Annotated in this window: 22 protein-coding genes; 19 read left to right on the forward strand and 3 right to left on the reverse strand. The window is 59.3% G+C overall.

Features of this window, described 5'->3' with window-relative positions; translation table 11 throughout:
* Positions 1-114 precede the first annotated feature (114 nt).
* Together PSV43_RS06605 and PSV43_RS06610 are read left to right on the forward strand one after the other, a co-directional pair.
* Positions 115-2,127 (forward strand): M56 family metallopeptidase, encoded by a 2,013-nt coding sequence (locus tag PSV43_RS06605; RefSeq protein WP_300194764.1) that lies wholly within the window; start codon positions 115-117, stop codon positions 2,125-2,127.
* 64 nt (positions 2,128-2,191) lie between these two features.
* Complete coding sequence (locus tag PSV43_RS06610; RefSeq protein WP_300194766.1) at positions 2,192-2,563, forward strand: NAD(P)-dependent oxidoreductase; 372 nt, start codon at positions 2,192-2,194, stop codon at positions 2,561-2,563.
* 225 nt (positions 2,564-2,788) lie between these two features.
* Here PSV43_RS06610 and PSV43_RS06615 read toward each other — a convergent pair whose 3' ends face one another.
* Both PSV43_RS06615 and PSV43_RS06620 read right to left on the reverse strand, forming a co-directional pair.
* Positions 2,789-4,033 carry an NAD(P)/FAD-dependent oxidoreductase gene (locus PSV43_RS06615; protein ID WP_300194768.1) on the reverse strand — a complete coding sequence of 415 codons (1,245 nt, stop codon included), beginning with the start codon at positions 4,031-4,033 and terminating at the stop codon, positions 2,789-2,791.
* Positions 4,034-4,212: 179 nt separating this feature from the next.
* A complete protein-coding gene (locus tag PSV43_RS06620; RefSeq protein WP_300194770.1) occupies positions 4,213-4,695 on the reverse strand; it encodes a fasciclin domain-containing protein in 483 nt (160 codons plus the stop codon).
* A gap of 244 nt (positions 4,696-4,939) precedes the next feature.
* Between PSV43_RS06620 and PSV43_RS06625 the strand changes: the two genes are divergently transcribed.
* Entirely contained in the window at positions 4,940-5,269 is a 330-nt protein-coding gene (locus tag PSV43_RS06625; protein ID WP_300194772.1) for a DoxX family protein, read from the forward strand.
* Between the two features lie 13 nt (positions 5,270-5,282).
* Here the strand turns inward: PSV43_RS06625 and PSV43_RS06630 are convergent, their stop codons facing one another.
* Positions 5,283-5,654: a DoxX family protein gene (locus tag PSV43_RS06630; RefSeq protein WP_300194774.1), complete on the reverse strand. Its 372-nt coding sequence runs from the start codon at positions 5,652-5,654 to the stop codon at positions 5,283-5,285.
* 456 nt (positions 5,655-6,110) lie between these two features.
* On the opposite strand from PSV43_RS06630, the gene PSV43_RS06635 reads away from it, so the two are divergent.
* The 16 genes from PSV43_RS06635 (at position 6,111) to PSV43_RS06710 (ending at position 21,609) form a co-directional block, all read left to right on the forward strand.
* Entirely contained in the window at positions 6,111-7,025 is a 915-nt protein-coding gene (locus PSV43_RS06635; protein WP_300194776.1) for a DUF6268 family outer membrane beta-barrel protein, read from the forward strand.
* A 104-nt stretch (positions 7,026-7,129) separates the two neighbouring features.
* On the forward strand, positions 7,130-8,824 hold the full coding sequence (locus PSV43_RS06640; protein WP_300194778.1) for a PQQ-binding-like beta-propeller repeat protein: 1,695 nt from the start codon (positions 7,130-7,132) through the stop codon (positions 8,822-8,824).
* Positions 8,825-9,126: 302 nt separating this feature from the next.
* Positions 9,127-10,032, forward strand: a complete 906-nt coding sequence (locus PSV43_RS06645) for a DUF6268 family outer membrane beta-barrel protein (protein WP_300194780.1) — start codon at positions 9,127-9,129, stop codon at positions 10,030-10,032.
* Between the two features lie 18 nt (positions 10,033-10,050).
* A complete protein-coding gene (locus PSV43_RS06650) occupies positions 10,051-11,904 on the forward strand; it encodes a PAS domain S-box protein (RefSeq protein WP_300194782.1) in 1,854 nt (617 codons plus the stop codon).
* Positions 11,882-12,553, forward strand: coding sequence for a response regulator transcription factor (locus tag PSV43_RS06655; protein ID WP_300194784.1), 672 nt, complete (start codon positions 11,882-11,884; stop codon positions 12,551-12,553). Before PSV43_RS06650 ends, PSV43_RS06655 begins: the two co-directional genes overlap by 23 nt.
* Positions 12,554-12,622: 69 nt before the next feature.
* Positions 12,623-13,468 carry a DUF2934 domain-containing protein gene (locus PSV43_RS06660; RefSeq protein ID WP_300194786.1) on the forward strand — a complete coding sequence of 282 codons (846 nt, stop codon included), beginning with the start codon at positions 12,623-12,625 and terminating at the stop codon, positions 13,466-13,468.
* Positions 13,465-13,599: a hypothetical protein gene (locus tag PSV43_RS06665; RefSeq protein WP_300194788.1), complete on the forward strand. Its 135-nt coding sequence runs from the start codon at positions 13,465-13,467 to the stop codon at positions 13,597-13,599. Before PSV43_RS06660 ends, PSV43_RS06665 begins: the two co-directional genes overlap by 4 nt.
* Before the next feature lie 39 nt (positions 13,600-13,638).
* Complete coding sequence (locus tag PSV43_RS06670; RefSeq protein ID WP_300194790.1) at positions 13,639-13,923, forward strand: hypothetical protein; 285 nt, start codon at positions 13,639-13,641, stop codon at positions 13,921-13,923.
* Between the two features lie 16 nt (positions 13,924-13,939).
* Positions 13,940-14,806, forward strand: a complete 867-nt coding sequence (locus PSV43_RS06675) for an SDR family oxidoreductase (protein ID WP_345784653.1) — start codon at positions 13,940-13,942, stop codon at positions 14,804-14,806.
* 15 nt (positions 14,807-14,821) lie between these two features.
* Entirely contained in the window at positions 14,822-17,485 is a 2,664-nt protein-coding gene (locus PSV43_RS06680; RefSeq protein WP_300194794.1) for a glucosidase, read from the forward strand.
* A gap of 24 nt (positions 17,486-17,509) precedes the next feature.
* A complete protein-coding gene (locus PSV43_RS06685; RefSeq protein WP_300194796.1) occupies positions 17,510-18,637 on the forward strand; it encodes a site-2 protease family protein in 1,128 nt (375 codons plus the stop codon).
* Positions 18,638-18,755: 118 nt separating this feature from the next.
* Positions 18,756-18,890 (forward strand): hypothetical protein, encoded by a 135-nt coding sequence (locus tag PSV43_RS06690; protein ID WP_300194798.1) that lies wholly within the window; start codon positions 18,756-18,758, stop codon positions 18,888-18,890.
* 106 nt (positions 18,891-18,996) lie between these two features.
* Positions 18,997-19,329, forward strand: coding sequence for a hypothetical protein (locus PSV43_RS06695; protein WP_300194800.1), 333 nt, complete (start codon positions 18,997-18,999; stop codon positions 19,327-19,329).
* A gap of 34 nt (positions 19,330-19,363) precedes the next feature.
* Positions 19,364-19,918 carry a hypothetical protein gene (locus PSV43_RS06700; RefSeq protein WP_300194802.1) on the forward strand — a complete coding sequence of 185 codons (555 nt, stop codon included), beginning with the start codon at positions 19,364-19,366 and terminating at the stop codon, positions 19,916-19,918.
* A gap of 229 nt (positions 19,919-20,147) precedes the next feature.
* Positions 20,148-21,071: a class I SAM-dependent methyltransferase gene (locus PSV43_RS06705; protein ID WP_300194804.1), complete on the forward strand. Its 924-nt coding sequence runs from the start codon at positions 20,148-20,150 to the stop codon at positions 21,069-21,071.
* Between the two features lie 19 nt (positions 21,072-21,090).
* Complete coding sequence (locus PSV43_RS06710; protein WP_300194806.1) at positions 21,091-21,609, forward strand: hypothetical protein; 519 nt, start codon at positions 21,091-21,093, stop codon at positions 21,607-21,609.
* The last annotated feature ends 22 nt before the right edge of the window (positions 21,610-21,631 follow it).

Genomic DNA, 21,631 nt, shown 5'->3' on the forward strand with positions numbered 1-21,631 from the left:
AGCCCCTCCGATTCACACCATAGGACCCCCTTCCTCAATCAGGCATCTGCGTCCGCCCACCCTCTGCGGTTCATTGTCTTCTCACTGCCTCCCCAGCCCACACGCACCCATCCCATGAGCACCCAGCACCTCCTTTCCTCCACACCGGGCTGGCTTCTCGATGTCACCCTGCACACCACCCTGCTCCTCGCTATCACCGCCGCAGTCACCGCCTGCCTGCCCCGCCTCTCCGCAGCGCGACGGCACTTCATTCTGGCTTCAGCGCTCATGCTGATCCCGGTGGTGATGCTGTGCAGCTTTGTCGCTCCCGCATGGCGCATCCCATGGAGCCCGCAGCCTGCCGATGTGAAGCCAGCGGGCGGCCTGGAGACGACCGTGGTCCTCAACCAAAGAGACGTCCCGCCCACGGTGGAGTCCGTGGTGCATGTGTCGGTGGCGAGACCTACGCCGCCCCCTTCCCCGCTGTGGGCCCTGCTCTGGCTCACCGGCATCAGCGCCGGAGCACTCACCCTCGCCTTCTCAGCCCTCACCCTGCGCCGCCTGCGCGAATCCTCACACCCCGTTCAGTCCCCGGACATCCAGCGCATCTTTCAGGAAGCCGCCGCCGCCTACCATCTCCCACTACCACATACCAGCCTGCGCATCAGCCCCCGCTGCCACGTCCCCATGACCTGGGGCCTCGCCCACAAAACCGTCCTCCTGCCCGAGCAGTCAACCACCTGGTCAGAGACACGCCTCCGCCTCGTCCTCCGGCACGAACTCGCCCACATCGCACGCGGAGACATCCTCGTCACCCTCCTCACCACACTCGCCGCGCTGCTGCTCTGGTTCCACCCCCTCGCCTGGCTCATGCTGCGCGCCAGCCACCGCTCCCGTGAGCAGGCCTGCGATGATCTCGCCCTCTCCCACAGCACACAAACCGCCGCCGACTTCGCCGAAGAACTCCTCGCTGCCGTCGCATCCCTCGGCACCACCTCCCGCCCCTGGCTCCCACTCGCCCTCGCCATGTCCGTTTCCGCCAGCGCCAAAGCCATGCACCAGCGCCTCGCCAATCTCATCCACCCCAACCGCAGCCGCCACACCTACTCCCACCTGCAAAAGCTCACCCTCCTGCTGCCCGCCCTCGCCGCCGCCTTCACCCTCGCCGGACTCACCGCCTGCCGCAAACCCGACCCCACCGCCCAGCCGCAGATCAGGATCTCCAGCCGCTTCATCAGCATTCCCATGGACTCGCCCATCCTCGCAGAAGCCGGCCTCACCCTCGATGCCAGCAATCCCACCCTGCAAAACCTCGGCATCCTCAATGGAGAACAAACCCAAAACCTCCTGCGCAAACTCAGCCAGCAAAAAGGCGTCGATCTCATGAGCGCACCCTCCGTGACAACACGCAGCGGCCAAAAAGCCACCATGGAAGTCATGCGCGAGTTCATCTACCCCACCGAATTTGATCCACCCAAACAGGCCACCCAAGACCAGCCCATCATCCCCACCACACCCACCGCCTTTGAAATGAAACCCGTCGGCGTCCGCATGGAAGTCACACCCACCTTGGCCTACCAAGACGACATCGACCTCACCGTCACCCCCGAAGTCACCAGCTTCGAAGGCTTCATCGACTACGGCACCCCCATCACCCAATCAGGCAAAGTCGTCTCCGAAAACAAGATCCAGCAACCCATCTTCCATTCGATGAAGACCACCGCCAGCTTCCACCTGAAGTCCGGCCAGAGCATCGTCTTCGGCGGCCTCGGCAGCCCAGCCGCCGCCCCGCTCACCAGCCGCATGCCCAAAACGAAGGACCTCGTCTTCTTCATCATCCAGGCCAACACCGTCGAGCCCGGCAAGCCCATCACCATCGACAAAGAACCCCTCATCTCCCAGCCCGCCGCCCCCTCGGTCGTCATCTACGGCCAGGTCAAACGCCAGGGCGCCTACCCCTTCAAGCCCGGCATGACCATCCAAGACCTCCTCGACCAAGCCCAAGGCCTCACCGACCGCGCCGACCCCACGCAAGCCGCACTCAAACGCGGCCCCAAACTCGCCCCCCGCACCATCGTGCTCGATCTCTCCCACACCATCACCAAACCCCTCGAAGCCGGGGACACCCTCACCGTGCCGGAGAAGTGAGGTTTGAGTAAAGTCGCTAGGCGCACCCTCTGAAGTACGACAGACACTCCTGTTGTATTCCATAATGCTGCACTGCGTTGCAGTCGGTTTTGATCTGCATGGCAAGACCGCCGGAATCTTCGGCACTGGCAAGATCGGGCGTGTGACAGCGCAGATTTTTCGGGGCTTCGGCTGCCGTGTCCTCGCGCATGATCCGCAGCCGATGCTTGAATGGGCGGCGGAGCATGGGGTCAGCTACACCAGCGTGGAAACACTGCTGGCGGAGAGTGTCGTGGTGAGCCTGCATCTGCCACTCATGCCGGAGACGCATCATCTGCTCAATGTCGCCACCATTGCCCGGATGAAGCCCGGAGCCTATCTGGTCAACACGAGCCGTGGCAAGCTGGTCGAACGGAGAATTCAAGCTGAACTTCGCTGTGACCGAGCCACCTCGTGATGACTGAAATGCACACACGACACGTCACCGCGAGGATGATCCCGCCATGCATGTTCAAACCAATGATGGCGGGATGCCATCACTCTTTATTCAGAGCTTTGGCACCGCGAGAGATGAGTGGTGGAGGCGGGGCTCTGCGGTTTTCTAACCTCCCGAATAAATTCGAGGTCCATCGTTGGCATGTGGGGATGGGTAAGATGATGTCGGGGGAAATGTTAGGATTCATCAAGAGTCCCTCGACGACTGGATGACGCGCGCACCGCGCTGCCAGGTGCAGTAGGACCAGGCCCAATGCAGGAAAACAGAGACGCGGTTGCGCATATTCATGAGGAAGACCAGATGCACAAAGAGCCACATCAGCCAGGCGATGAATCCGCGCATCTGCACGCCTGCAAAGCTGACCACGGCGGCACTGCGCCCGATGGTCGCCATGCTGCCTTTGTCCCAATAGGCAAAGGCCGGGCGTGTACTGCTGACGGGTTTGTTTTGGATGCTGTGCGCAATGAATGAGCCCATCTGAATCGCCGCCGGAGAGACGCCGGGCACTTTGATGCCATTTTTGTCTGTCAAAGCCACGATGTCGCCAGCAGCGAAGACTTCGGGATGACCGGGAAGGCTCAAGTCTGGCAGCACTTCGATGCGGCCGGCACGATCGAGCGTGACACCGGCCAGGGTGCGTGACACCGCGCTCGCCTCGACACCTGCACCCCAAATGATGATGCCACTGTCAATGCGCTGATCTCCGGCGATGACGTAGCCCTCACCGACTTCTTTGACGGGGCAGTTGAGATGAACCGTGACGCCCATGGATTCCAGGCGCTCTCGGGTGTAGTCAGGAAGTCCACCGGGAAACATGGGAAGCAATTTCGGTCCGGCTTCAATGAGATGAACCTTCGCCCGTGTGGGGTCGATGTGGCGGAAGTCGTCTTTGAGCACCCGCTGGGCCAGCTCAGCCAATGATCCAGCCATTTCCACACCAGTGGGGCCGCCCCCGACAACGACCATGGTGAGCAACTTTTCGGCTACCGCTGCATCCGGGGCGGACTCCGCCTCCTCAAAGGCGAGCAGCACTTTTTTGCGGATCGCCATCGCATCGTCGAGGCTCTTGAGACCGAGCGTGTGCTGCGCCCAGTCGTCGTGACCAAAGAAGCTCGTTTTGGCACCCAGCGCGATGACGAGGAAGTCGTAGTCGAGCACGCGTCCTTTGAGCTGCACTTGTTTGTTGGGGAGGTCGATGTGAACGACATCATCCATGAGGGTGGCCACGTTTTTGTGACTGGAGAGGATGCTGCGCAGCGGCTGGGCGATCTCTGCCATGGCCAGTGCTCCCGAGGCCACTTGATAGAGCAGGGGCTGGAAAAGGTGGTGATTCCAGCGATCCACCAAGGTGACGCGGATGTTTTCATCGCGCATCCGCTTGGCGCATTCCAAACCCGCAAACCCGCCGCCGAGGATAAGGACATGCTTCATCGTCTTTGAATGTGTGGCTGGTGTCATCGTATAAGTGTTCGTCATTGGATACAGTATGCTCCCGCTCTTTTTAGTTCCGCCTCTCTTTGTCTTTAGAGATGATTGCTGCAGCACAAAAGAACTGCCCAGAGCTTTCGCCCTGGGCAGTAGATGTCTTCATTCGATTCGCGTTCGCTGAATTACTTTGGCAGCACGACTGTATCGATGACGTGGATCACGCCGTTGCTTCCGACGATGTCTGTCTTCACGACCTTGGCTCCATTGACCGTGACGCCACCGTCCGCGACTTTCACATCAAGCTCGCCACCCTGCACGGTCTTGACCATGCCGGTCTTCACGTCAGCGGCCATCACTTTGCCAGCGACGACGTGGTAGGTAAGGACCGCTGTGAGCTTCTCCTTGTTTTCAGGCTTGAGCAGGTCTTCGACGGTTCCTTTGGGCAGCTTTTCAAACGCGGCGTTGGTTGGGGCGAAGATGGTGAACGGACCTGCTCCGTTGAGGGTATCCACGAGGCCCGCAGCTTTCACGGCGGCGACGAGGGTGGAGAAGTCTGCATTGCCTGCAGCAATAGCGACAACCGTTTCATCAGCTGCTTTCGCAGTGGTAGTGATGAGCGGAGTGATGGACAGCACGGCGGCTGCGATGACGAGTAGTTTTTTCATGGGTGGCTTGATGTTGGTGCCGCTCAAAGCGGCATGGTTGAAAACGAGAGGGGTGCTCACAGGGATACAAAGTTTAGTTTTTTATATTCGCGTGGCGACTGCATCCATCGTCTTCGACAAAACGTGCTGACCTAAAAGCGCAATTTACGAGCACGACGATGCAACGTCGTGACTGAGTTGGGCGATTGATCTTCAAAAGCCAGACAGCCTTGTATCCCCACTCTCATGATGCTAGGCTCAACCATTGAATGCTGCCCTGATCGTTTTCTCCGCCCTCTCCTTCGGCGCCTATGGTGTGTCCTGCTTTGTCTCGCCCTACATCCAGCGTGAGTTCGAGCGCTACCGCTTCGGGCCGCAACTCCGTTTGGTGGGTGGGCTGCAATTGGCGGCCACGGTAGGTTTGCTGGCAGGAATGAGTCAACCTTGGATGGGGCAGTTGGCTGCCGCAGGCCTGGCTTTGATGATGCTCGTCGCCGTCGGAGTGCGGATTCGAATTCAGGACAGCCTGCTCCAGACGCTGCCCGCGCTGCTTTATCTGGCACTGAACGCCTACCTTGCGGTGGCGGGGTTCTGACCCACAGTTAAACTCAGAGCAGCACGATGGCAGTGCACATCGCGAGCACTGCAAGACTTGGCAGCGCTTTCGACATGGGGTCTTTCACTTTGAGATGCATGACAAACGCACCCAGCATGAGCAGTCCGAGTCCGATGGCTGCTGGCTGACTGGCACTTGGATACTGAATCGAAGCCAGCAGCGCCAAAGCGAGCGCGACCTTCAGCACACCAATCACCACAAAAGACCAGGAGGGTAATCCATAGGTGGCAAACTCGGCCCGAAGCGTTTTAGCAGCGCCACCGCGATACGCGGTGGATTTACCCGAGCGGAGCAGCCACACGTTTAAAATGCCAAGGCCGACGATGACCTTCAAAGTGATGAGGAGAATGAGAGAGGGGTCCATGATGAGTGCTGGAATGTCGGAGTGATGAAATGTCGGAGTGATTGACTGTTTTGGGGCGCCACAGAATGCCCTGCTGTCGGACGATTCACAACCTCATTTCATGAGGGCGCAGGGCTTTCACCATTCGGGCCGCGGGAGCGCAGCAGCGTCTTGGAACGGGGTGGAAAGCGCAGCGCCACACCGTTTTGGGCGGGAGGTGTGCGAGCAGGGCGTTGGGGAGACTCGGTCGCCTGTCCTGCCCAAGAAGGGCGTCACACCCGCCGCACTCCATGCCGTCTCATCGCGGCTATGAGCACCTGGTGGAACGTTGTGAAGCAAAGCGCCGAAGGCCTTGATGCGTGAGTTTAACGTCAGCGAAAAAAAATCGAGCTTCGGATATTTAGTTGAATCCAGGTTGTCGGCCTAGGCGGAAAAAAGCCGGTTTTTCAACCCGGTCATTCAAATATTTAATCGCTCATGAAATCCAGTTCCATCCTCCTTCTCACGGTTTGTCTCTTTCTAGACAAAGCCACCTTGCTACATGCTCAGACTTCTGAGACCACCACAACCACGAAACGTGCTGGTTTCATCGACCCTGCAGCTTTCGGCGTGGGTCAGCCTGGATTCATAATGGACGCCACATTCATGGATACTCAGGACTTCTCGAATCGCCCAGGTGGTCTGGATTTTTTTGAGCTGCGCACCATCGCACCGGTTGGGGCCAAAAAGTTTGGCGATTTCCTCATCGCGGGTTCCATCGGTTACACACTCACGGAGTTGGATTTCAATGGCTTTGCGGGTCTTCAAAACGAAAGCCTCCACACGATCCAAGCCCAGATCACGATGTTCTGGCGTCCAGAGCATTCACGTTGGTCGGTATTTGGTTTTTTGACACCGGGCCTCGGCACGGACTTCCAAGGCATCTCGGCAGATGACTTGGAGATCGCCGGTCTCGGATTGCTGAACTACCGCTTTACTGAGACCTTCAGCCTAGCCGGTGGTGTGTTTGGTCAATACGGTGCGGGAGACGCTATGGTCGGACCCGCGCTCGGCTTTATCTGGCAGCCGGGACCATTCGTTGTGCAGCTGACACCTCCTTTTGCCGTCATAGGCTGGAAAGCAACCGAGCGCCTGACCCTTAACCTCAGCGCTTATCCCAGTGGTGGCTCATGGGATGTCGAGGGTCCGAATGTGAACCGCATCACGCTCTCCGGCTGGCAGACAGCAGCCTCCGTACAATATAAACTCACGGAGCATGTGACCTTCTCCGTGCGAGCAGGTCTCAATGTGGGTGGCGAGTTGGAACTGCGCGACGGCAACAACAATGCCATCGCCACTGAAGATCTGGATGCAGCGCCGTTCGCCGCAGTGAACCTGCGCTATAATTTTTGATCGAGGCCACGCCTCGCTCCGAGTAGCTCTGAACTTAACTCGCTATGTCATCTGAGCCGCCCCCCCCACCTTCTTTGCACCAGCCACTGCGGCTATGGCCTGCCGTGATCCTGATCGCCTTCATCGTGCTGTGCCGTTATGTGCCCATCTTTATCGAAGGTGCCAGCAGTCGTTATTGGCCGGTGCCAGTATTCTTCCCGATGCTGGGCAGCCTGCTGATGCTGATCTGGTGGCTGACAGGAAGCCGTGCTACGGGGCGTGAGAAGGCAACTGCGTTCTTTGGGTTCATCATCACGGCGGCAGTCATCGTGATGCTGAGTCATCCCACGATGCGCGGCCCCGTCACCAGCTACCTGACGCTGCCACTCGGTATGATCGCATTCGGCCTGAGCGCCTTGGCGAACCGTCGAAAGCAGCCAAGGCCGCGCGTCTTTGCCATCCTGCTCTGGGCTATGCTGGCGATGTCCACCACGCTCCTGCTGCAAAATCAGGGCCTCGCAGGTGATTACGCTTTTGAAATGAAAGCACGTTGGGCTGCTTCGGCCACGGATTCGTGGACTCCAGACAAAGCGGCTCCAGCAAAGCCCTCAGGCGCAGGTGCTGCCATTGAGTCAGCCATCGCCACGGCTGAGTGGCCGGGCCTGCGTGGCGCGGACCGCATGGGGCATGTGATAACTCCGAAGTTCATGACGAATTGGGAAACGAATCCGCCGAAGCTGCTCTGGAAGCGGCCCGTCGGTGCGGGGTGGTCCTCCTTCGCAGTCGCGGGTTCATTCGCCTTCACGCAGGAGCAGCGCGGCGCCTACGAGACCGTCGCCTGCTACGATGTCGCCACGGGTGATGAAATGTGGACCCACCAGCGTGAAGCACGCTTCGATGATACGATGGGCGGCCCAGGACCACGAGCGACGCCGACACTAGCGGATGGCGCGGTGTTTGTCACGAGTGCCACGGGCGTGTTGATACGATTGAAGGCGAGCACAGGCGAAGTCGTCTGGCAGCAGGACTTCAAAAAACTCGCCGGTCGCGAACTGCCGAACTGGGGCTACTCCGCATCGCCGCTGGTGACAAACTCGCTCGTCATCATCTTCGCTGGCGGTGCTGGCGATCATGGAATCATGGCCTTCGATGCCGCCACCGGGCAGGTGAGATGGTCCGCAGCCTGCGGTGCCGACTCCTACAGCTCGCCACAGCTCAGCAAGGTGCTCGGAGAAGAATCCGTGCTCATGCTTACCAACGACGGATTGCTCCTGCTCGATCCGGCGACCGGCAAAGTGCGGCTGAACTACGAGTGGAGCTACAGCCGATACCGCGCCCTGCAACCCACGGTCATCGGCGAAGATGTCATCCTGATACCCACGCCCAATTCGGAGGGCACACGCGCCATCCGCCTCAGCAGAAAAGAGGATCAGCTCGTGGCTTACGAACTCTGGACCTCGATGCAGATGAAGACCGACTTCAGCGAGCTGATCGCCCACCAAGGTTACCTCTATGGCATTGACGGTTCCGTCTATAGCTGCGTCGATCTCAAGACCGGCACGCGAGTGTGGAAGGACGGGCGCTATGGCAAAGGCCAGGGCCTGCTGCTTGAATCATGGAATCAGATCCTGATCTCTGCCGAGAACGGTCGGGTGGTCTTGCTGCAAGCCGATCCAACGGGCCACCAGGAGATCACCTCCTTTCAAGCCCTCCAAGGCAAGACCTGGAATCATCCTGTGGTCGTCGGCGATAAGCTGCTGCTGCGCAATAGCTCCGAAGCAGCCTGCTATGCGCTGCCGACCTCACCACTCCTGAAGTAAACTAAGAGCGTCAAAATCGGCATTCTCAGGCCGGTTAGAAATTCCAAGTGAAGTGTGGTGAGTGATGACTTGATAGTTGGCGAACTCAAAAAACCAAAGGGATATCCCCACCTCCCACTTGAATCCACGAATGCCGCTGCGGGCATCTCAGCCGTTCGCTGATGGCAAGGTGTGGGACGTCTGCCATGCTGGGCTTTGTTCTCGAAGACGACCGGCGTCTTGGCTGCCGTGTTCGTGATGATCGAAAAGCAAGTCCGCCGCACTCGCTGCCGCGTAGTCTGCCAGCTGTCACACATCCCCCCATGAAAACCCATCTCAAAAAACTCACCCTCCTCTTCTGCGCCACTGGCCTCAGCCTTTCCGCTCAAACCAGCCCTGATACCAAAGCACGCTCCGTCGATCTCATCGATCCGGCGGCGTTTGGGTTTGGAAGACCGGGCTACATGGTGGACACGACCTTCATCGACACGCAGGACTTTGCGAACCTGCCGGGTGGGCTCGACTTCATGGAGGTGCGCACGATTTTACCACTGTGGACGAAGAAGGTGAATGCCTTGCGCCTGAGCGCCTCGCTGAGCTACAATCTGAGCGAGCTGGACTTCAATGGCTTCCTCGGTCTGCAACGCGAGACGCTGCACACGCTGGAGGCGCAGGTGAGCCTGTTCTGGCGGCCGGAGCAGTCGCGCTGGTGGGGCCTGGGCTTCTTCACGCCGGGCATCGGCACGGATTTCCAGGGCCTGTCCTTGGATGACTTTGAAGTCTCCGCGCTCGGGCTGATGGGCTATAGCTTCACGGACACGTTCAGCCTCGCGGGCGGCTTCTTCGCCCAGTATGGAGCACAGGAAGGCATGATCGTTCCGGCGCTCGGATTCATCTGGAAGCCAGACCCGTTCATCGTGCAGGTCACGCCACCTTTTGTGGTGCTCGGCTGGCGTGCCACGGATCGCGTCACACTGAGCCTCAGTGCTTATCCGAGCGGTGGCTCGTGGGATGTGGAAGATCCTAATGTGAATCGCGTCGAGCTGAATGGCTGGCAGACGGCCGCATCGGTGATTTATCAGGCCACCGACCGCTTCTCGATCTCCCTGCGCGCCGGTATGAATGTCGGCGGCGAGCTTGAACTTCGCGATGGAAACAACAACGTGTTGGCGAATGAAACGCTGGAGTCGGCTCCCTTCGGGGCGCTGAATCTGCGCTGGCAATTTTGATCCCCATTATCCGCACGTATGACCTCTGCGCTCCCCGATGAAGCCCGCTTCCGTCTGCTCGTCGAGAACATTGGTGATGTGCTGTGGTTTAAGGAACTCGATCCAGCCCGCTTTACCTATGTAAGCCCGGCGTTTGAGCGCATATGGGGGCATGGGGTGGCGGCTTTGCAAAAGAAGCCGCGCTTGTGGGAGGATGGCATCCATCCCGAGGACCGCAAGGCCGTGCGTGAGGCGCTGCGTCAGTGGTTCAGTGGCGAAAAGGCCGACTACGAGGCGCACTACCGCGTCATCGGCAAGAATGGCGAGGTGCGCTGGCTGGCGGATCGCGGCATCATTCTGGGCCGCAAGAACGGCAAGCCCTATCAGATCGGCGGCATCGCACGCGACATTACGGAGCGAGAGGCGGCGGAGGCCACGCGCAAGCGTCTGGCCGCCGTGGTGGAGAACTCAGACGACGCCATCATCACGCTTGATCTTGGTGGCGTGATCCAGACGTGGAATGCCGGAGCAGAGCGGATTTTTCAATACTCCGCCGCAGAAGCCGTCGGGAGGCCGGTGTCGATCCTGCGCCCGCCGGAGGCGGCGGATGATGAGGCCTTCTTCCGCCGCTGCATCCGCCGGGGAAAGCGCATCGAGCATTACGAGACGCAGCGCGTTCGCAAAGACGGGCGCGTCATCGACATCTCGCTCTCCATCTCCCCGCTGATGGATGCGGCGGGCCACTTGGCCGGCTTCTCCAAAATCTCCCGCGACATCACGCAGCAAAACGTGGGCCGGCGCATATTTGACCGCCTGCTGGAGGCCGCACCGGATGGGTTCGTCATCCTCGATGCGCAGGGCCTCGTGTGGCTGGCCAACGCACGTGCGGAAAGCCTCTTCGGCATCCCGCGCAAGGCCATGATCGGCACGGGCTTCGAGCTGCTGCTCCCCCTGCAGGAGCGCCACCGCTTTGGCAAGCTGCGCGCGGACTTCCTGGCACTCCCGGTGCATGCGGAGCGGTTTCGTGGGATGGAGCTGGCCGGGCTGCGCAAAGACGGCGGCGAGTTCCCGATGGAGATCAGTCTCAGCCAGGTGGAGACGCCTGAGGGCACCCTCATCATCATCGACATCACGGACATCACCGAGCGCAAAACCGCCGAACAAACGATCCGTCTGCTCAATGCCGAACTGGAGCAACGTGTGCAGCAGCGCACCGCGGAGCTGATGGAGCAGATCGTGGCGCGGCGGCAGCTTGAAGCAGAGATTTTGGAGATCAGCGAACGCGAGCAGCGCCGCATCGGCCAGGATCTGCATGATGATCTGGGCCAGCAGCTCGCAGGCGCGTGGATGATGGCGGAAGTGCTCCAGCGCACCCTGGAGGCCGAAAAATCACCGCGTCATGCCGAGGTGAAAAAGATCGGCGGGCTGCTGCAAAAGGCGCTCGCCCACACGCGCGGCCTCGCCCGCGGCCTACACCCCGTGGCACCGGAGCAGGGCGGCTTTGCGCGTGCGCTGGAAAACCTCGCCGCGCAGTCCAGCGAGCTGTTTGGCGTGAGATGCCGCTTTGAAGGCCGTGAGGCCGTCCAAATCGAAAGCGAACCCGCGATGATGCACCTCTACCGCATCGCCCAGGAAGCCGTGAGCAACGCCGTGAAGCACGGCAGGGCCGCAACCATTCGAATCCGCCTTACCAAGTCCACTTTGACCATCACCGATGATGGCGGCGGCCTGCAATCTCCGGCAAAGACCGAAGGCATGGGCCTGCGCATCATGCGCTACCGTGCCGAAATGACCGGCGGTACGCTGAAAGTCGAAAGCGGGCGCAGAAAAGGCGTCGTGGTCACCTGCCAATTTCCATCAACACTCAGCCATGCCGAAGAAAACCACCCCTGACACAGCCGCCCAAAAGCGCGTCCTCATCGTCGATGATCATCCGATCTTCCGCGCCGGCTTGACCGGCCTTGTGAACCTGGAGGCTGAACTCACCGTCTGCGGCGAGGCGCACGATGCCGCGCAGGCCATGCAGGCCGTTGAAAAGCTCCAGCCCGACCTCGTGTTGCTGGACATGAGCATTCCCGGCAAAGGCGGCCTCGAATTGCTGAAGGACATCCGCGCCATCGCGCCGCGGACGCCGTTGCTCGTGATTTCCATGCACGACGAGACGCTTTACGCCGAGCGAGTCATCCGGGCAGGTGGTCGCGGTTACATCATGAAGCAAGAAGGGCCGGGAAAAATCATCCACGCCATCCGCAAAGTGCTCAGCGGCGGCATTGCCGTGAGCGAGCGCATGGCCGCGCTCATTCTTGATGCGCTCTCAGGCACCAAAAGCGGCGCGGCCTCCGTCTCCACGCTAACAGATCGTGAGTTCGAGGTGTATCGCCTTCTAGGTCAGGGCAAGGAGCCGCACGAGATCGCCAGAATGCTGCACCTTAGCATCAAGACCGTGGACACACATCGAATGCACATCCGCCAAAAGCTCAGCATTCGTAATGCCACCGAACTCATCCACCACGCCACGCGCTGGGCGGCGGAACAGGGCTGAAAAGCACTCAGCCCGTTGCTGAGAATCGCAGGGCAAGTCTGCCAATTGAGGGGGGGAGCATGACAGGACATGATCCCCTTCATGGAAAACGGTGGACCAACCATAAACACAACGCCACGCGCCAGGGATAATACCATTGCCCCTTTTTCCGTCATCGCTATTCATGATGGCTACCAGGCGGAAATGCAGGTGAATCACGCGTTCACATGGCTGCATCAATCCTTTCGATTTGATCTGCGGATGTCCTTCAGTGCGTGGACTTTTGAAAAGCTGGTGGCCGCTCTCGACATCCGCGCGATGTCAGTCCGTATCGGTACAAAGGCGGACGTTATCATCGTAGCTACTTCCAGCGGCGAGCCGTTGCCAGAACATATCAAGCGATGGCTGGATTCCATCATCTGCCAGCAGCACAAGAACAGAGCCTTGGTCCTCGCCCTCGAGCCAGATGCCCACTCACCCGGCACGCGCATCAGCACACTCTGCGTGGAACTACAGCAGTGGGCGGCGCGATGGCAAGCCAGCCTCATCTGCTGCGCAGACATCCATCATCCGCCAAGCCGCCAATCCATTCTCCGTCTTATCAACGACCGGTTTCATCACGCCCCTGGCGCTGTTCCCGAACCTGAAGATGTGAAGCAGCCCGAAAACATCCCTCTCACCATCCACCAGATCATGAATCAAAATCAAACAGCTATGAGTCCGGAGCAAATTCAGCAAGTGCGAGATATCGCCTACCATCTCTGGCTTCAAGCAGACCGGCCCTCTGGCAAAGAGATCGACTTCTGGCTGTCCGCTGAAAAGCAGGTCATCCAGGCTGCTGATGAGAAAGCAGCGCGTGAAACCACTCTGAACGCGGCACCTGTCGCAAAATCAGTCGTCAAGAAAACTAAATCCACCCCCAAACGCACCCAGTGAAAACACGCCTCCTCATTCTAGCCATCACCGCCGCAGTGCTCAGTTCATGCAGCCATTACAAACTCACCTCCGTCATGGGGGACGACCACCCCTGTTACAGCACTTGGCATCCGTATCCAAAGAACAACTGAAGACCTAGACCTGCTTCAACACGCGAAAAATCACACGTTATGATCACTAAACTTGAATGGTTCGGCTGCACGCCTGATGCGGCCAGGGAAATCCAGATTCATCAAACCTTGCACATGCTCTCTGAGATCAAGCCCATTGCTCGCGCTAGCTTGCGGGTCGAGGAAGAGGAGGCGTCTGCCGAGCCCTTTCATCTGACGCTGATGCTGTCAATGCCCGGGCCGGATGTGCTGGCGCATGGGCGTGGGCATAGCTTTCAACATGCGCTGCATCAGCTCACCTCGGTGGCGCAGGGAATGCTCTCCGCATACGCCCAGAAAGCCTGAACATGCTCTTTTCCAAATGAGTCCGCCGACTGCATCTACTCCTCAGCCATCGGCTGAACCGCCGCCACCTTCCTGTCACGCCTTGAAGCTGCTGAAAGACCAGACCGCGCTGGTCACCGGCGCTTCATCCGGCATCGGGCGTGCCATCGCCATCGCGCTCGGTCAAGCGGGGGCGAATGTGGTCATCAATTTCTTCGGCCAGCCGGACAAGGCTCTCGAAGTGGCTGAGGAGGTGCGGCGCTGTGGCACGCGCGCCATCACCGTGCCGGCGGACGTGTCTGACCCACAGCAGGTGCGCGTCATGTTTGAGCGCACGGTGGATGAGTTTGGCGGCCTCGACATCCTGGTGAACAACGCGGGCGTCCAGCTCGACGCGGCGTTTGAGGATCTCACCCTGCATCAATGGCAGCGCGTAATGGATGTGAACCTCACCGGCCCCTTTTTATGCGCCCAGGAGGCTGTGCGCCTCTTCACGAAGCAGGGGGTCAAACCCGCGCTCTCCTGCGCCGCAGGCAAAATCATCTGCATCAGCTCCGTGCATGAGGTCATCCCCTGGGCCGGGCATGTGAACTACGCCGCGTCGAAGGGCGGCCTCATGCTGCTGATGAAAAGCCTCGCACAGGAGGTGGCCCCGAGGCGCATCCGCGTGAACAGCATCGCCCCAGGAGCCATACGCACCCCCATCAACACCGCCGCTTGGAGCACCCGCGAGGCCTGCAATGACCTGCTCAAACTCATCCCGCAGAAACGCATCGGCGAGGCGGAGGAGATCGGTCGCGCCGCCGTGTGGCTGGCCTCGGATCAAAGCGACTATGTCCACGGCATCACGCTCTTCGTTGATGGCGGCATGACGCTTTATCCCGGCTTTGAGACTGGGGGCTAAATTTCACTTTTCATCATGCCGACAGCAACCACCGCCGAACATCACCGCCTCATCGAGGACAAAACACGCGCCGCTCACTGGAAACGCTGGGGGCCTTACCTCTCCGAAAGGCAGTGGGGCACGGTGCGGGAGGATTACTCCGCCACGGGTGATGCATGGCGCAGCTTCCCGCATGAGCAGGCTAGGTCACGAGCCTATCGCTGGGGGGAGGACGGACTCATGGGCAGCACGGACTGGCAATGCCGGCTCTGCTTCGCGCTGGCGCTGTGGAATCATCGCGATCCGATTTTGAAGGAACGTCTCTTTGGACTCAGCGGGCCGGAGGGGAACCACGGGGAGGATGTGAAGGAGCTGTACTACTACCTGGACTCCACGCCGACGCATTCCTACATGAAGGGGCTCTACAAATACCCGCAGGCAGAGTTTCCCTATGAGCGGCTGGTGGAGGAGAACCGCCGTCGCGGTCTGGCAGATGCGGAGTTTGATCTGGCTGACACCGGTGTGTTTGATGAGGGGCGCTACTTTGATATCTTTGTGGAGTATGCGAAGGCTGGGCCGGAGGACATCGCCATTCGCGTGACGATCCACAATCGTGGTCCCGCGGACGCGCCGCTGGACGTGCTGCCGACGATTTGGTTTCGCAATGTGTGGTCATGGCAAAAAGCCGCCGCAAAGCCTTGCCTGAGCCTCAATGGTGAGGTGCTGGAGATCGACCATCGCGGCTTGGAATCGGACATCGTGGAGGATTTGGGACTCTATAGGCTCTACGCGGCTCCAGCGAGCGATGGGACGGCTCCGCAGTGGCTTTTCACGGAAAACGAGACGAATCACGAGAAGCTCTTCGGATCGCCCAATGCCTCAGCATTCACCAAAGATGCGTTTCACCGCCATGTGGTCGAAAAAGAGGTCGGAGCGGTGAATCCGGCCCAAATGGGCACGAAGGCCGCCGCGCACTATTCGATGGTCATTCCGGCTGGAGGCTCGGTGACGCTGGATTTGAGGCTGTGCGTTGATGGATCGAATCCTGCGGTTAAATCGAGTGCGTTGTTTGCTGGCCGGATTGACGAGGCTGACGAATTTTACGCGACGATTGTCGAAGCGAATCCGGTGCATGCTCAAATCCAGCGGCAGGCACATGCGGGGCTGCTTTGGACGAAGCAGTTTTATCAATACGTCGTGCAAGACTGGCTGGAGGGTGATCCGGCGTTTCCAGTACCGCCGGAGGCTCGCTGGAGCGGGCGGAACCGGAACTGGAAGCATCTTTTCGCCCGGGACATTCTCTCCATGCCAGACAAGTGGGAGTACCCCTGGTTCGCGGCCTGGGACACGGCGTTTCACATGCTGCCATTCGCGGAGACGGACCCAGATTTCGCCAAAGACCAGATGCTGCTCTTCCTTCGCGAATGGTATCTGCATCCAAACGGCCAGATCCCGGCCTACGAGTGGAAATTTAGCGATGTGAACCCGCCCGTGCACGCCTGGGCCTGCTGGCGCATTTACAAGATCACTGCCCCTGCGGGTGAGCGTGACCGCGAGTTCCTGGAACGCTGCTTTCAGAAGCTGCTCCTCAACTTCACCTGGTGGGTGAACCGCAAAGACAGCGAGGGGCGGAATCTCTTCGCAGGCGGTTTCCTGGGTCTGGATAACATCGGCATCTTTGATCGCAGCACCGCACTACCAGAGGGACAAAGGCTCGAGCAGGCGGATGGCACCGCTTGGATGGCCTTTTATGCGCTGACGATGTTGAACATGGCGCTGGAGCTGGCGCGGCGGCCAGATGGAAGTGTGAACTCAGCTTACGAGGACATGGCGTCGAAATTCTTCGAGCACTTCGTGCAGATCGTGGATGCCATCAACCATCTCGGTGGCCAGGGACTGTGGGATGAGGAGGACGGTTTTTATTACGACCAGATTCTCGATGATGGAAAGCCACCCGTGCCGCTGCGCACGCGCTCGCTCGTCGGCCTGCTGCCGCTCATCGCGGTGGAGTTGCTGGACGAAGAACGCATCATGGCGCTGCCGGGCTTTAAAAAACGCATGGACTGGTTCCTCGCTCATCGCTGTGACCTCGCGGTGCATGTGAGCTACTGCCAGCGCGGAGGTGCGCACGGCCATCGCTTGCTGGCGATTCCCTCCCGAAAGCGGCTGGAGCGGCTGCTGGCTTACCTGCTCGATGAACGTGAGTTTTTATCGCCCTACGGCATCCGTTCGCTCTCGCGCTATCACGAGGCGCATCCCTTCACACTTCATGTGCAGGGCGAGCACAAAGTGGTGCGCTATGTGCCCGGCGAGAGTGACAGCCACATGTTTGGCGGGAACTCCAACTGGCGCGGCCCGGTTTGGTTTCCCATCACCTACCTGCTCATCGAGGCGCTGGAACGTTACCACCACTTCTATGGCGAAGACTTCACCGTGGAACTGCCCACGGGCAGCGGAAATCGCGTGACGCTGCTGGAGGCCGCGCACGAGACTGCCCGCCGCATGACGCGGCTCTTTGAACCGGATGCCAAGGGTCATCGCCCCTGTCACGGTGGTGACGAACGCTACGCGAGCGATCCGGCATGGAAGGACCTCGTGCTCTTCCACGAGTTTTTCCATGCCGACACCGGCCGTGGCTGCGGGGCCTCGCACCAGACTGGCTGGACGGCGCTGGTAGCACGACTGATCCGCAAAGGCTGATTCAAAACACACTCCCCAACACTTATGAAATGGTCCTTCAAGCTCGGTCGCTTCCTCGGTGTCGATGTATTCGTTCACTTCACCTTTCTCTTGCTGCTCGCGGTGATCGGATTCGCCCACTGGATGCCGGAGCGCAGCCTCGCAGCAGCGCTTGGTGGTGCGCTGTTCTTTGCGCTGCTTTTTTTCTGCGTGCTGCTGCATGAGTATGGGCATGTGCTGATGGCGCGGCGCTTTGGCGTGGGCACGCATGACATCACGCTGCTGCCCATCGGCGGCGTGGCGCGGCTGGAGCGAATGCCGGAAAAGCCCTCTCAAGAACTGCTCGTGGCAGTGGCCGGGCCGGCGGTGAATGTCGTCATCTCGCTTGGTCTGGCCGCATGGCTCACGCTGGCTCATGCCTGGGAGCCACTTGGCACCCTTGGCATTGCTGATGGTGGAATGGTCGAGCGACTGCTGGCGGTGAACATCGGTCTTGTGCTTTTCAATATGCTGCCAGCTTTTCCGATGGATGGTGGGCGTGTGCTGCGTGCCGTGCTGGCGATTAAAATGGACTATGCACGAGCCACGCTCCTTGCCGCCAAGGTGGGGAAGGTCATGGCGATTCTGTTTGCCATCTACGGCGTATTTACGAACCCGGTGCTCATCCTGATCGCCGTGTTTGTTTGGTCCGGCGCGACCCAGGAGTCCGCTCTGGCGCAGGTGAGATCCGTCGTCTCCGGTGCGAGCGTGCACGATGCCATGGTGACGAACTTTCACACCGTGACCTCCAGCACCACGCTTCAGGAAATGGCCGCGCTCATGCTCTCCGGTGAGCAGCGTGACTATCCAGTGATGAAGCGCGGGCATCTCATTGGCATGCTCTCCCATGCCGCCCTGCTGCGCGCCATGCAAACCAGCCCACTGGAGACAAATGTCATCACCTTCATGCGCACGGATGTGCCCATGTTGAATGAGGACGAGATGCTCGATGATCTGCTGCTGCGTAACCGGGGAGACGATGAGACCGCCATGCCCGTTCTGAAGCACGGTGTGCTCGTCGGACTGCTCACCGCTGAAAACATCCACGAGTATCTCATCATTCACGAGGCCCATCGCGGCATTGAGCTGCTCTGGAACCGAGGTGTGCGCGTGGTGCGCAATTCCGCCGTGTGAGCCGGCCTGAGAGCCTTTCAGCAGATTGCTGAGACTCGTCCAGACAACATGCTCATTGGCGCGGTCACAGGCACATGGCAGCATTCGTTAGTTCGGAAACAACAACACAACGCCTTCGATGAAAACACGCCTTGCCCTCTTTCTCCTCCTCGCCGGCCTGCTCTCCTCCTGCAGCAGCTATGAAATCAAATCGGCTCAAAACGAGGAGCATCCATGTTACAGCACCTGGAACTGGCTTCCCCAGAACACCTGACGCTGTCGCAACCGCCGACAGGAGACAGCCGGGCCCGACCCAACGTGAAAAAACCTTGGCGGCTCCTGTCGGCATCCTTTTCCACTCCACACCAACAAACACGCTCATGATTATTCAACTCGACTGGTTCGGCTGCGATCCTCGCACCCAATGGGAATCTCAGATCCATCAAACGCTCGAGCAGTTCGCCGCACTGAAGCCTGTCTCCCGCGCCGTCGTCCGCGTGGAGCATCTGGCGGATTCCGCTCCGCGTTACCACCTGTCCATGGCACTTGGAATCCCCGGGCCGGACGTGCTGGCCCGCAGCACCGGCCACACCTTTGATGAGGCGTTGCTGAAGCTCTCCAGTTCCGTTCGCAAAACTCTGGCAACCCGTGCCCTGAACGCCCGCAGGCTCAATGGAGCGGCTCGCGGGGTGAAGGCCATGCATCGCGGCTGACGGAACATCTTGAAATTCTCACCCTTATCCAATCATGAAGATCCACTATAACCATTCAAAGGCCCTGTCATGCCTTGCAACAGTCTTGATGGCACTGCACTCCACAAACGTGAATGCATTTGGTTCATCCCTGGACCGTGCCGATATTCCGCTGAACCGCATTGAACTCCACCGCTTGGAGAATATCTCCCGTCGCATGGTTGAAATGATGTCAGTCGTCAGTCACGCTTCACTCATTTGGCCTCATGGTGTGCGTGATTCCAAAGGGCGGATGGGCATTTTCATTGGTAGCGAGCGCCCCCTGTTTGAGGAGCCCGGCTTTGAGGTTGAGACAGTCCGGCAGGCATGGGTCGTGTTCGCTTTGATTGCCGCCGTTAAGCACTCGGAAGGCAGCCAGGTCGGTCACATTGCCTTCACTGATGTGAATGGCATGCTGGGAGAAAGGTGGTACTACGACATGGACATGGTAACAGCGCGTGAAATACACCGCCTGCTTATTCATGGGGTTATCCTGCCGCCCGCAGCCTACAAGATGATCACTTCAGTCTGGCAAAAAGTAACGGTGGAGCACGATCTAGCCATCAAGTGAACCACACCACCATCACTGTCAGGTTTAGAGCGTACCTACTTAAAAAAGATGAAAAAATAGGCCGCGATCGCCCATCCGTGAACCCATTCCCCTGTCTTTCATTACAGCAGCCAACCTCATGCCTCTCCATAAACTGAGTACCACGCCCGTCCAGCATTGCGAACTTTGCCACAGCAACCATTTCACCCAAGTGGCAGCTAAGGACCGCGATGGTCAGCCTCTCCGCACCATGTTGTGTGAAGATTGCGGCCTCGTTTTCTCCGATCCACGGCCCAATACCAACCAGATCGATGACTTTTATCGCGAGGGCTACCGTGTAGCCTACAAGCAGGCCTGGCAGCCACGTCTGAAGCACACCTATCGCGCTGGAAAAGTCGCGCAGGAACGCATGCGCCACCTCGTTCCTTTGCTCGCACCCGAATCGAGCGTGCTCGACTTTGGCTCCGGCGGCGGCGAGCTCGTTTTCATCCTGCGTGAGCTCGGCCATGAGGCGCGCGGCATCGAGCCAAACATCGGCTACGCCGAATACTCGCGTGATGTGCTCGGCATCCCAGTGCAGATCGGCGGCTTCGCGGAGGCGCAGGTAGAGCCGCGCAGCCTGGATCTCGTCACGCTCTTCCACGTCGCCGAGCATCTGGAGCATCCGGTCGGGGCCTTCAGACAAGCTTCCCAGTGGCTTCGCGAAGGCGGCCTGCTTTACGTCGAGGTGCCGAATGTGGAAAGTCAGTGCATCTGGCCCTCCAGCCGTTTTCACCAAGCGCATCTTTACAACTTCAATGCCGCCACACTCGCCCAGGCTGGACGCCGCGCGGGTTTACAAGTCGTCACCACATTCACCTCTGAGGACGGCGGCAATGTGACCGCCATTTTTGAAAATACGGAGACATGCACCGAGGCCGCCTCAGAGCCACTCCCTGGAAATGCAACACGCGTGAGCCACATCCTTCGCAAGCACACTGCTCTTGCGCATGCCGTCACGCCGCATCCCTATGTGCGCCCGTTGCAGAAACTCCGCCGCCAGTGGAATGAGCGCCAAGCCATCGCCCATTTCACAGATGGTAAATCGCTTCTTCAATGCCTCGCTCGCGAGATCCAGCGCCCAAACCGTCACGCCATACACCCAACGCCAACAGTAAAGCTCGCACAGGTTTGAATCTCATTCGTTCTGGACCATGCGTTACTTGCTCTTCCTCACCTTCTCGACGATTGCCAACGCACTCGATCCACTGCCGCAAGGCCACGGCATCTCCAAAAAAAATCCCGGCGACTCCGGCATCGAAAAACATCCTTCAGTGCTGCTCGCGGAGAATTTTGAGGTCGGTGCTCTCGACGAGGTCAAACCTCGCTGGAACGAAATGGAGAATAAAGACGGTCGTGTGCTCAAACTCGTCAGCGATCATCCAGCGGCAAGTGTGGGGACCCAATGCCTTCAAGTCACCGCCACGCTTGGCGAGAACACGGGCGGGCATTTGTTCAAGCGGCTTAATCCTATCCAGCCCAAGGTGTTCTCACGCTTCTATGTGAAGTTCGCGGAAGATGCGCCTTACCTGCATCACTTCAGCGGACTCGGCGGCTACAATCCGCTGACGAATTGGCCGCAGGGCACTGCTGGTGACCATGCGGAGGGCGATAAACGCTTACCAGCAGAACAAGGTGGAAAGTCCGCCTATGCTGAACCGCGTATGGTTTGATGACATCGTGATCGCCACCGAC

The sequence above is a fragment of the Prosthecobacter sp. genome (genome assembly GCF_029946185.1).
Classification (GTDB): Bacteria; Verrucomicrobiota; Verrucomicrobiia; order Verrucomicrobiales; family Verrucomicrobiaceae; genus Prosthecobacter.

Excerpts from the sequence above, each read along its gene's own strand:
- PSV43_RS06610 (WP_300194766.1), top strand. The coding sequence starts at position 2,192 with ATGCTGCACTGCGTTGCAGTCGGTTTTGATCTGCATGGCAAGACCGCC.
- PSV43_RS06710 (WP_300194806.1), top strand. The coding sequence starts at position 21,091 with ATGCGTTACTTGCTCTTCCTCACCTTCTCGACGATTGCCAACGCACTC.
- PSV43_RS06605 (WP_300194764.1), top strand. The coding sequence starts at position 115 with ATGAGCACCCAGCACCTCCTTTCCTCCACACCGGGCTGGCTTCTCGAT.
- PSV43_RS06660 (WP_300194786.1), top strand. The coding sequence starts at position 12,623 with ATGATCCCCTTCATGGAAAACGGTGGACCAACCATAAACACAACGCCA.
- PSV43_RS06630 (WP_300194774.1), bottom strand. The coding sequence starts at position 5,654 with ATGGACCCCTCTCTCATTCTCCTCATCACTTTGAAGGTCATCGTCGGC.
- PSV43_RS06675 (WP_345784653.1), top strand. The coding sequence starts at position 13,940 with ATGAGTCCGCCGACTGCATCTACTCCTCAGCCATCGGCTGAACCGCCG.
- PSV43_RS06680 (WP_300194794.1), top strand. The coding sequence starts at position 14,822 with ATGCCGACAGCAACCACCGCCGAACATCACCGCCTCATCGAGGACAAA.
- PSV43_RS06615 (WP_300194768.1), bottom strand. The coding sequence starts at position 4,033 with ATGAAGCATGTCCTTATCCTCGGCGGCGGGTTTGCGGGTTTGGAATGC.
- PSV43_RS06650 (WP_300194782.1), top strand. The coding sequence starts at position 10,051 with ATGACCTCTGCGCTCCCCGATGAAGCCCGCTTCCGTCTGCTCGTCGAG.
- PSV43_RS06635 (WP_300194776.1), top strand. The coding sequence starts at position 6,111 with ATGAAATCCAGTTCCATCCTCCTTCTCACGGTTTGTCTCTTTCTAGAC.
- PSV43_RS06690 (WP_300194798.1), top strand. The coding sequence starts at position 18,756 with ATGAAAACACGCCTTGCCCTCTTTCTCCTCCTCGCCGGCCTGCTCTCC.
- PSV43_RS06695 (WP_300194800.1), top strand. The coding sequence starts at position 18,997 with ATGATTATTCAACTCGACTGGTTCGGCTGCGATCCTCGCACCCAATGG.
- PSV43_RS06685 (WP_300194796.1), top strand. The coding sequence starts at position 17,510 with ATGAAATGGTCCTTCAAGCTCGGTCGCTTCCTCGGTGTCGATGTATTC.
- PSV43_RS06655 (WP_300194784.1), top strand. The coding sequence starts at position 11,882 with ATGCCGAAGAAAACCACCCCTGACACAGCCGCCCAAAAGCGCGTCCTC.
- PSV43_RS06705 (WP_300194804.1), top strand. The coding sequence starts at position 20,148 with ATGTTGTGTGAAGATTGCGGCCTCGTTTTCTCCGATCCACGGCCCAAT.
- PSV43_RS06700 (WP_300194802.1), top strand. The coding sequence starts at position 19,364 with ATGAAGATCCACTATAACCATTCAAAGGCCCTGTCATGCCTTGCAACA.
- PSV43_RS06670 (WP_300194790.1), top strand. The coding sequence starts at position 13,639 with ATGATCACTAAACTTGAATGGTTCGGCTGCACGCCTGATGCGGCCAGG.
- PSV43_RS06645 (WP_300194780.1), top strand. The coding sequence starts at position 9,127 with ATGAAAACCCATCTCAAAAAACTCACCCTCCTCTTCTGCGCCACTGGC.
- PSV43_RS06620 (WP_300194770.1), bottom strand. The coding sequence starts at position 4,695 with ATGAAAAAACTACTCGTCATCGCAGCCGCCGTGCTGTCCATCACTCCG.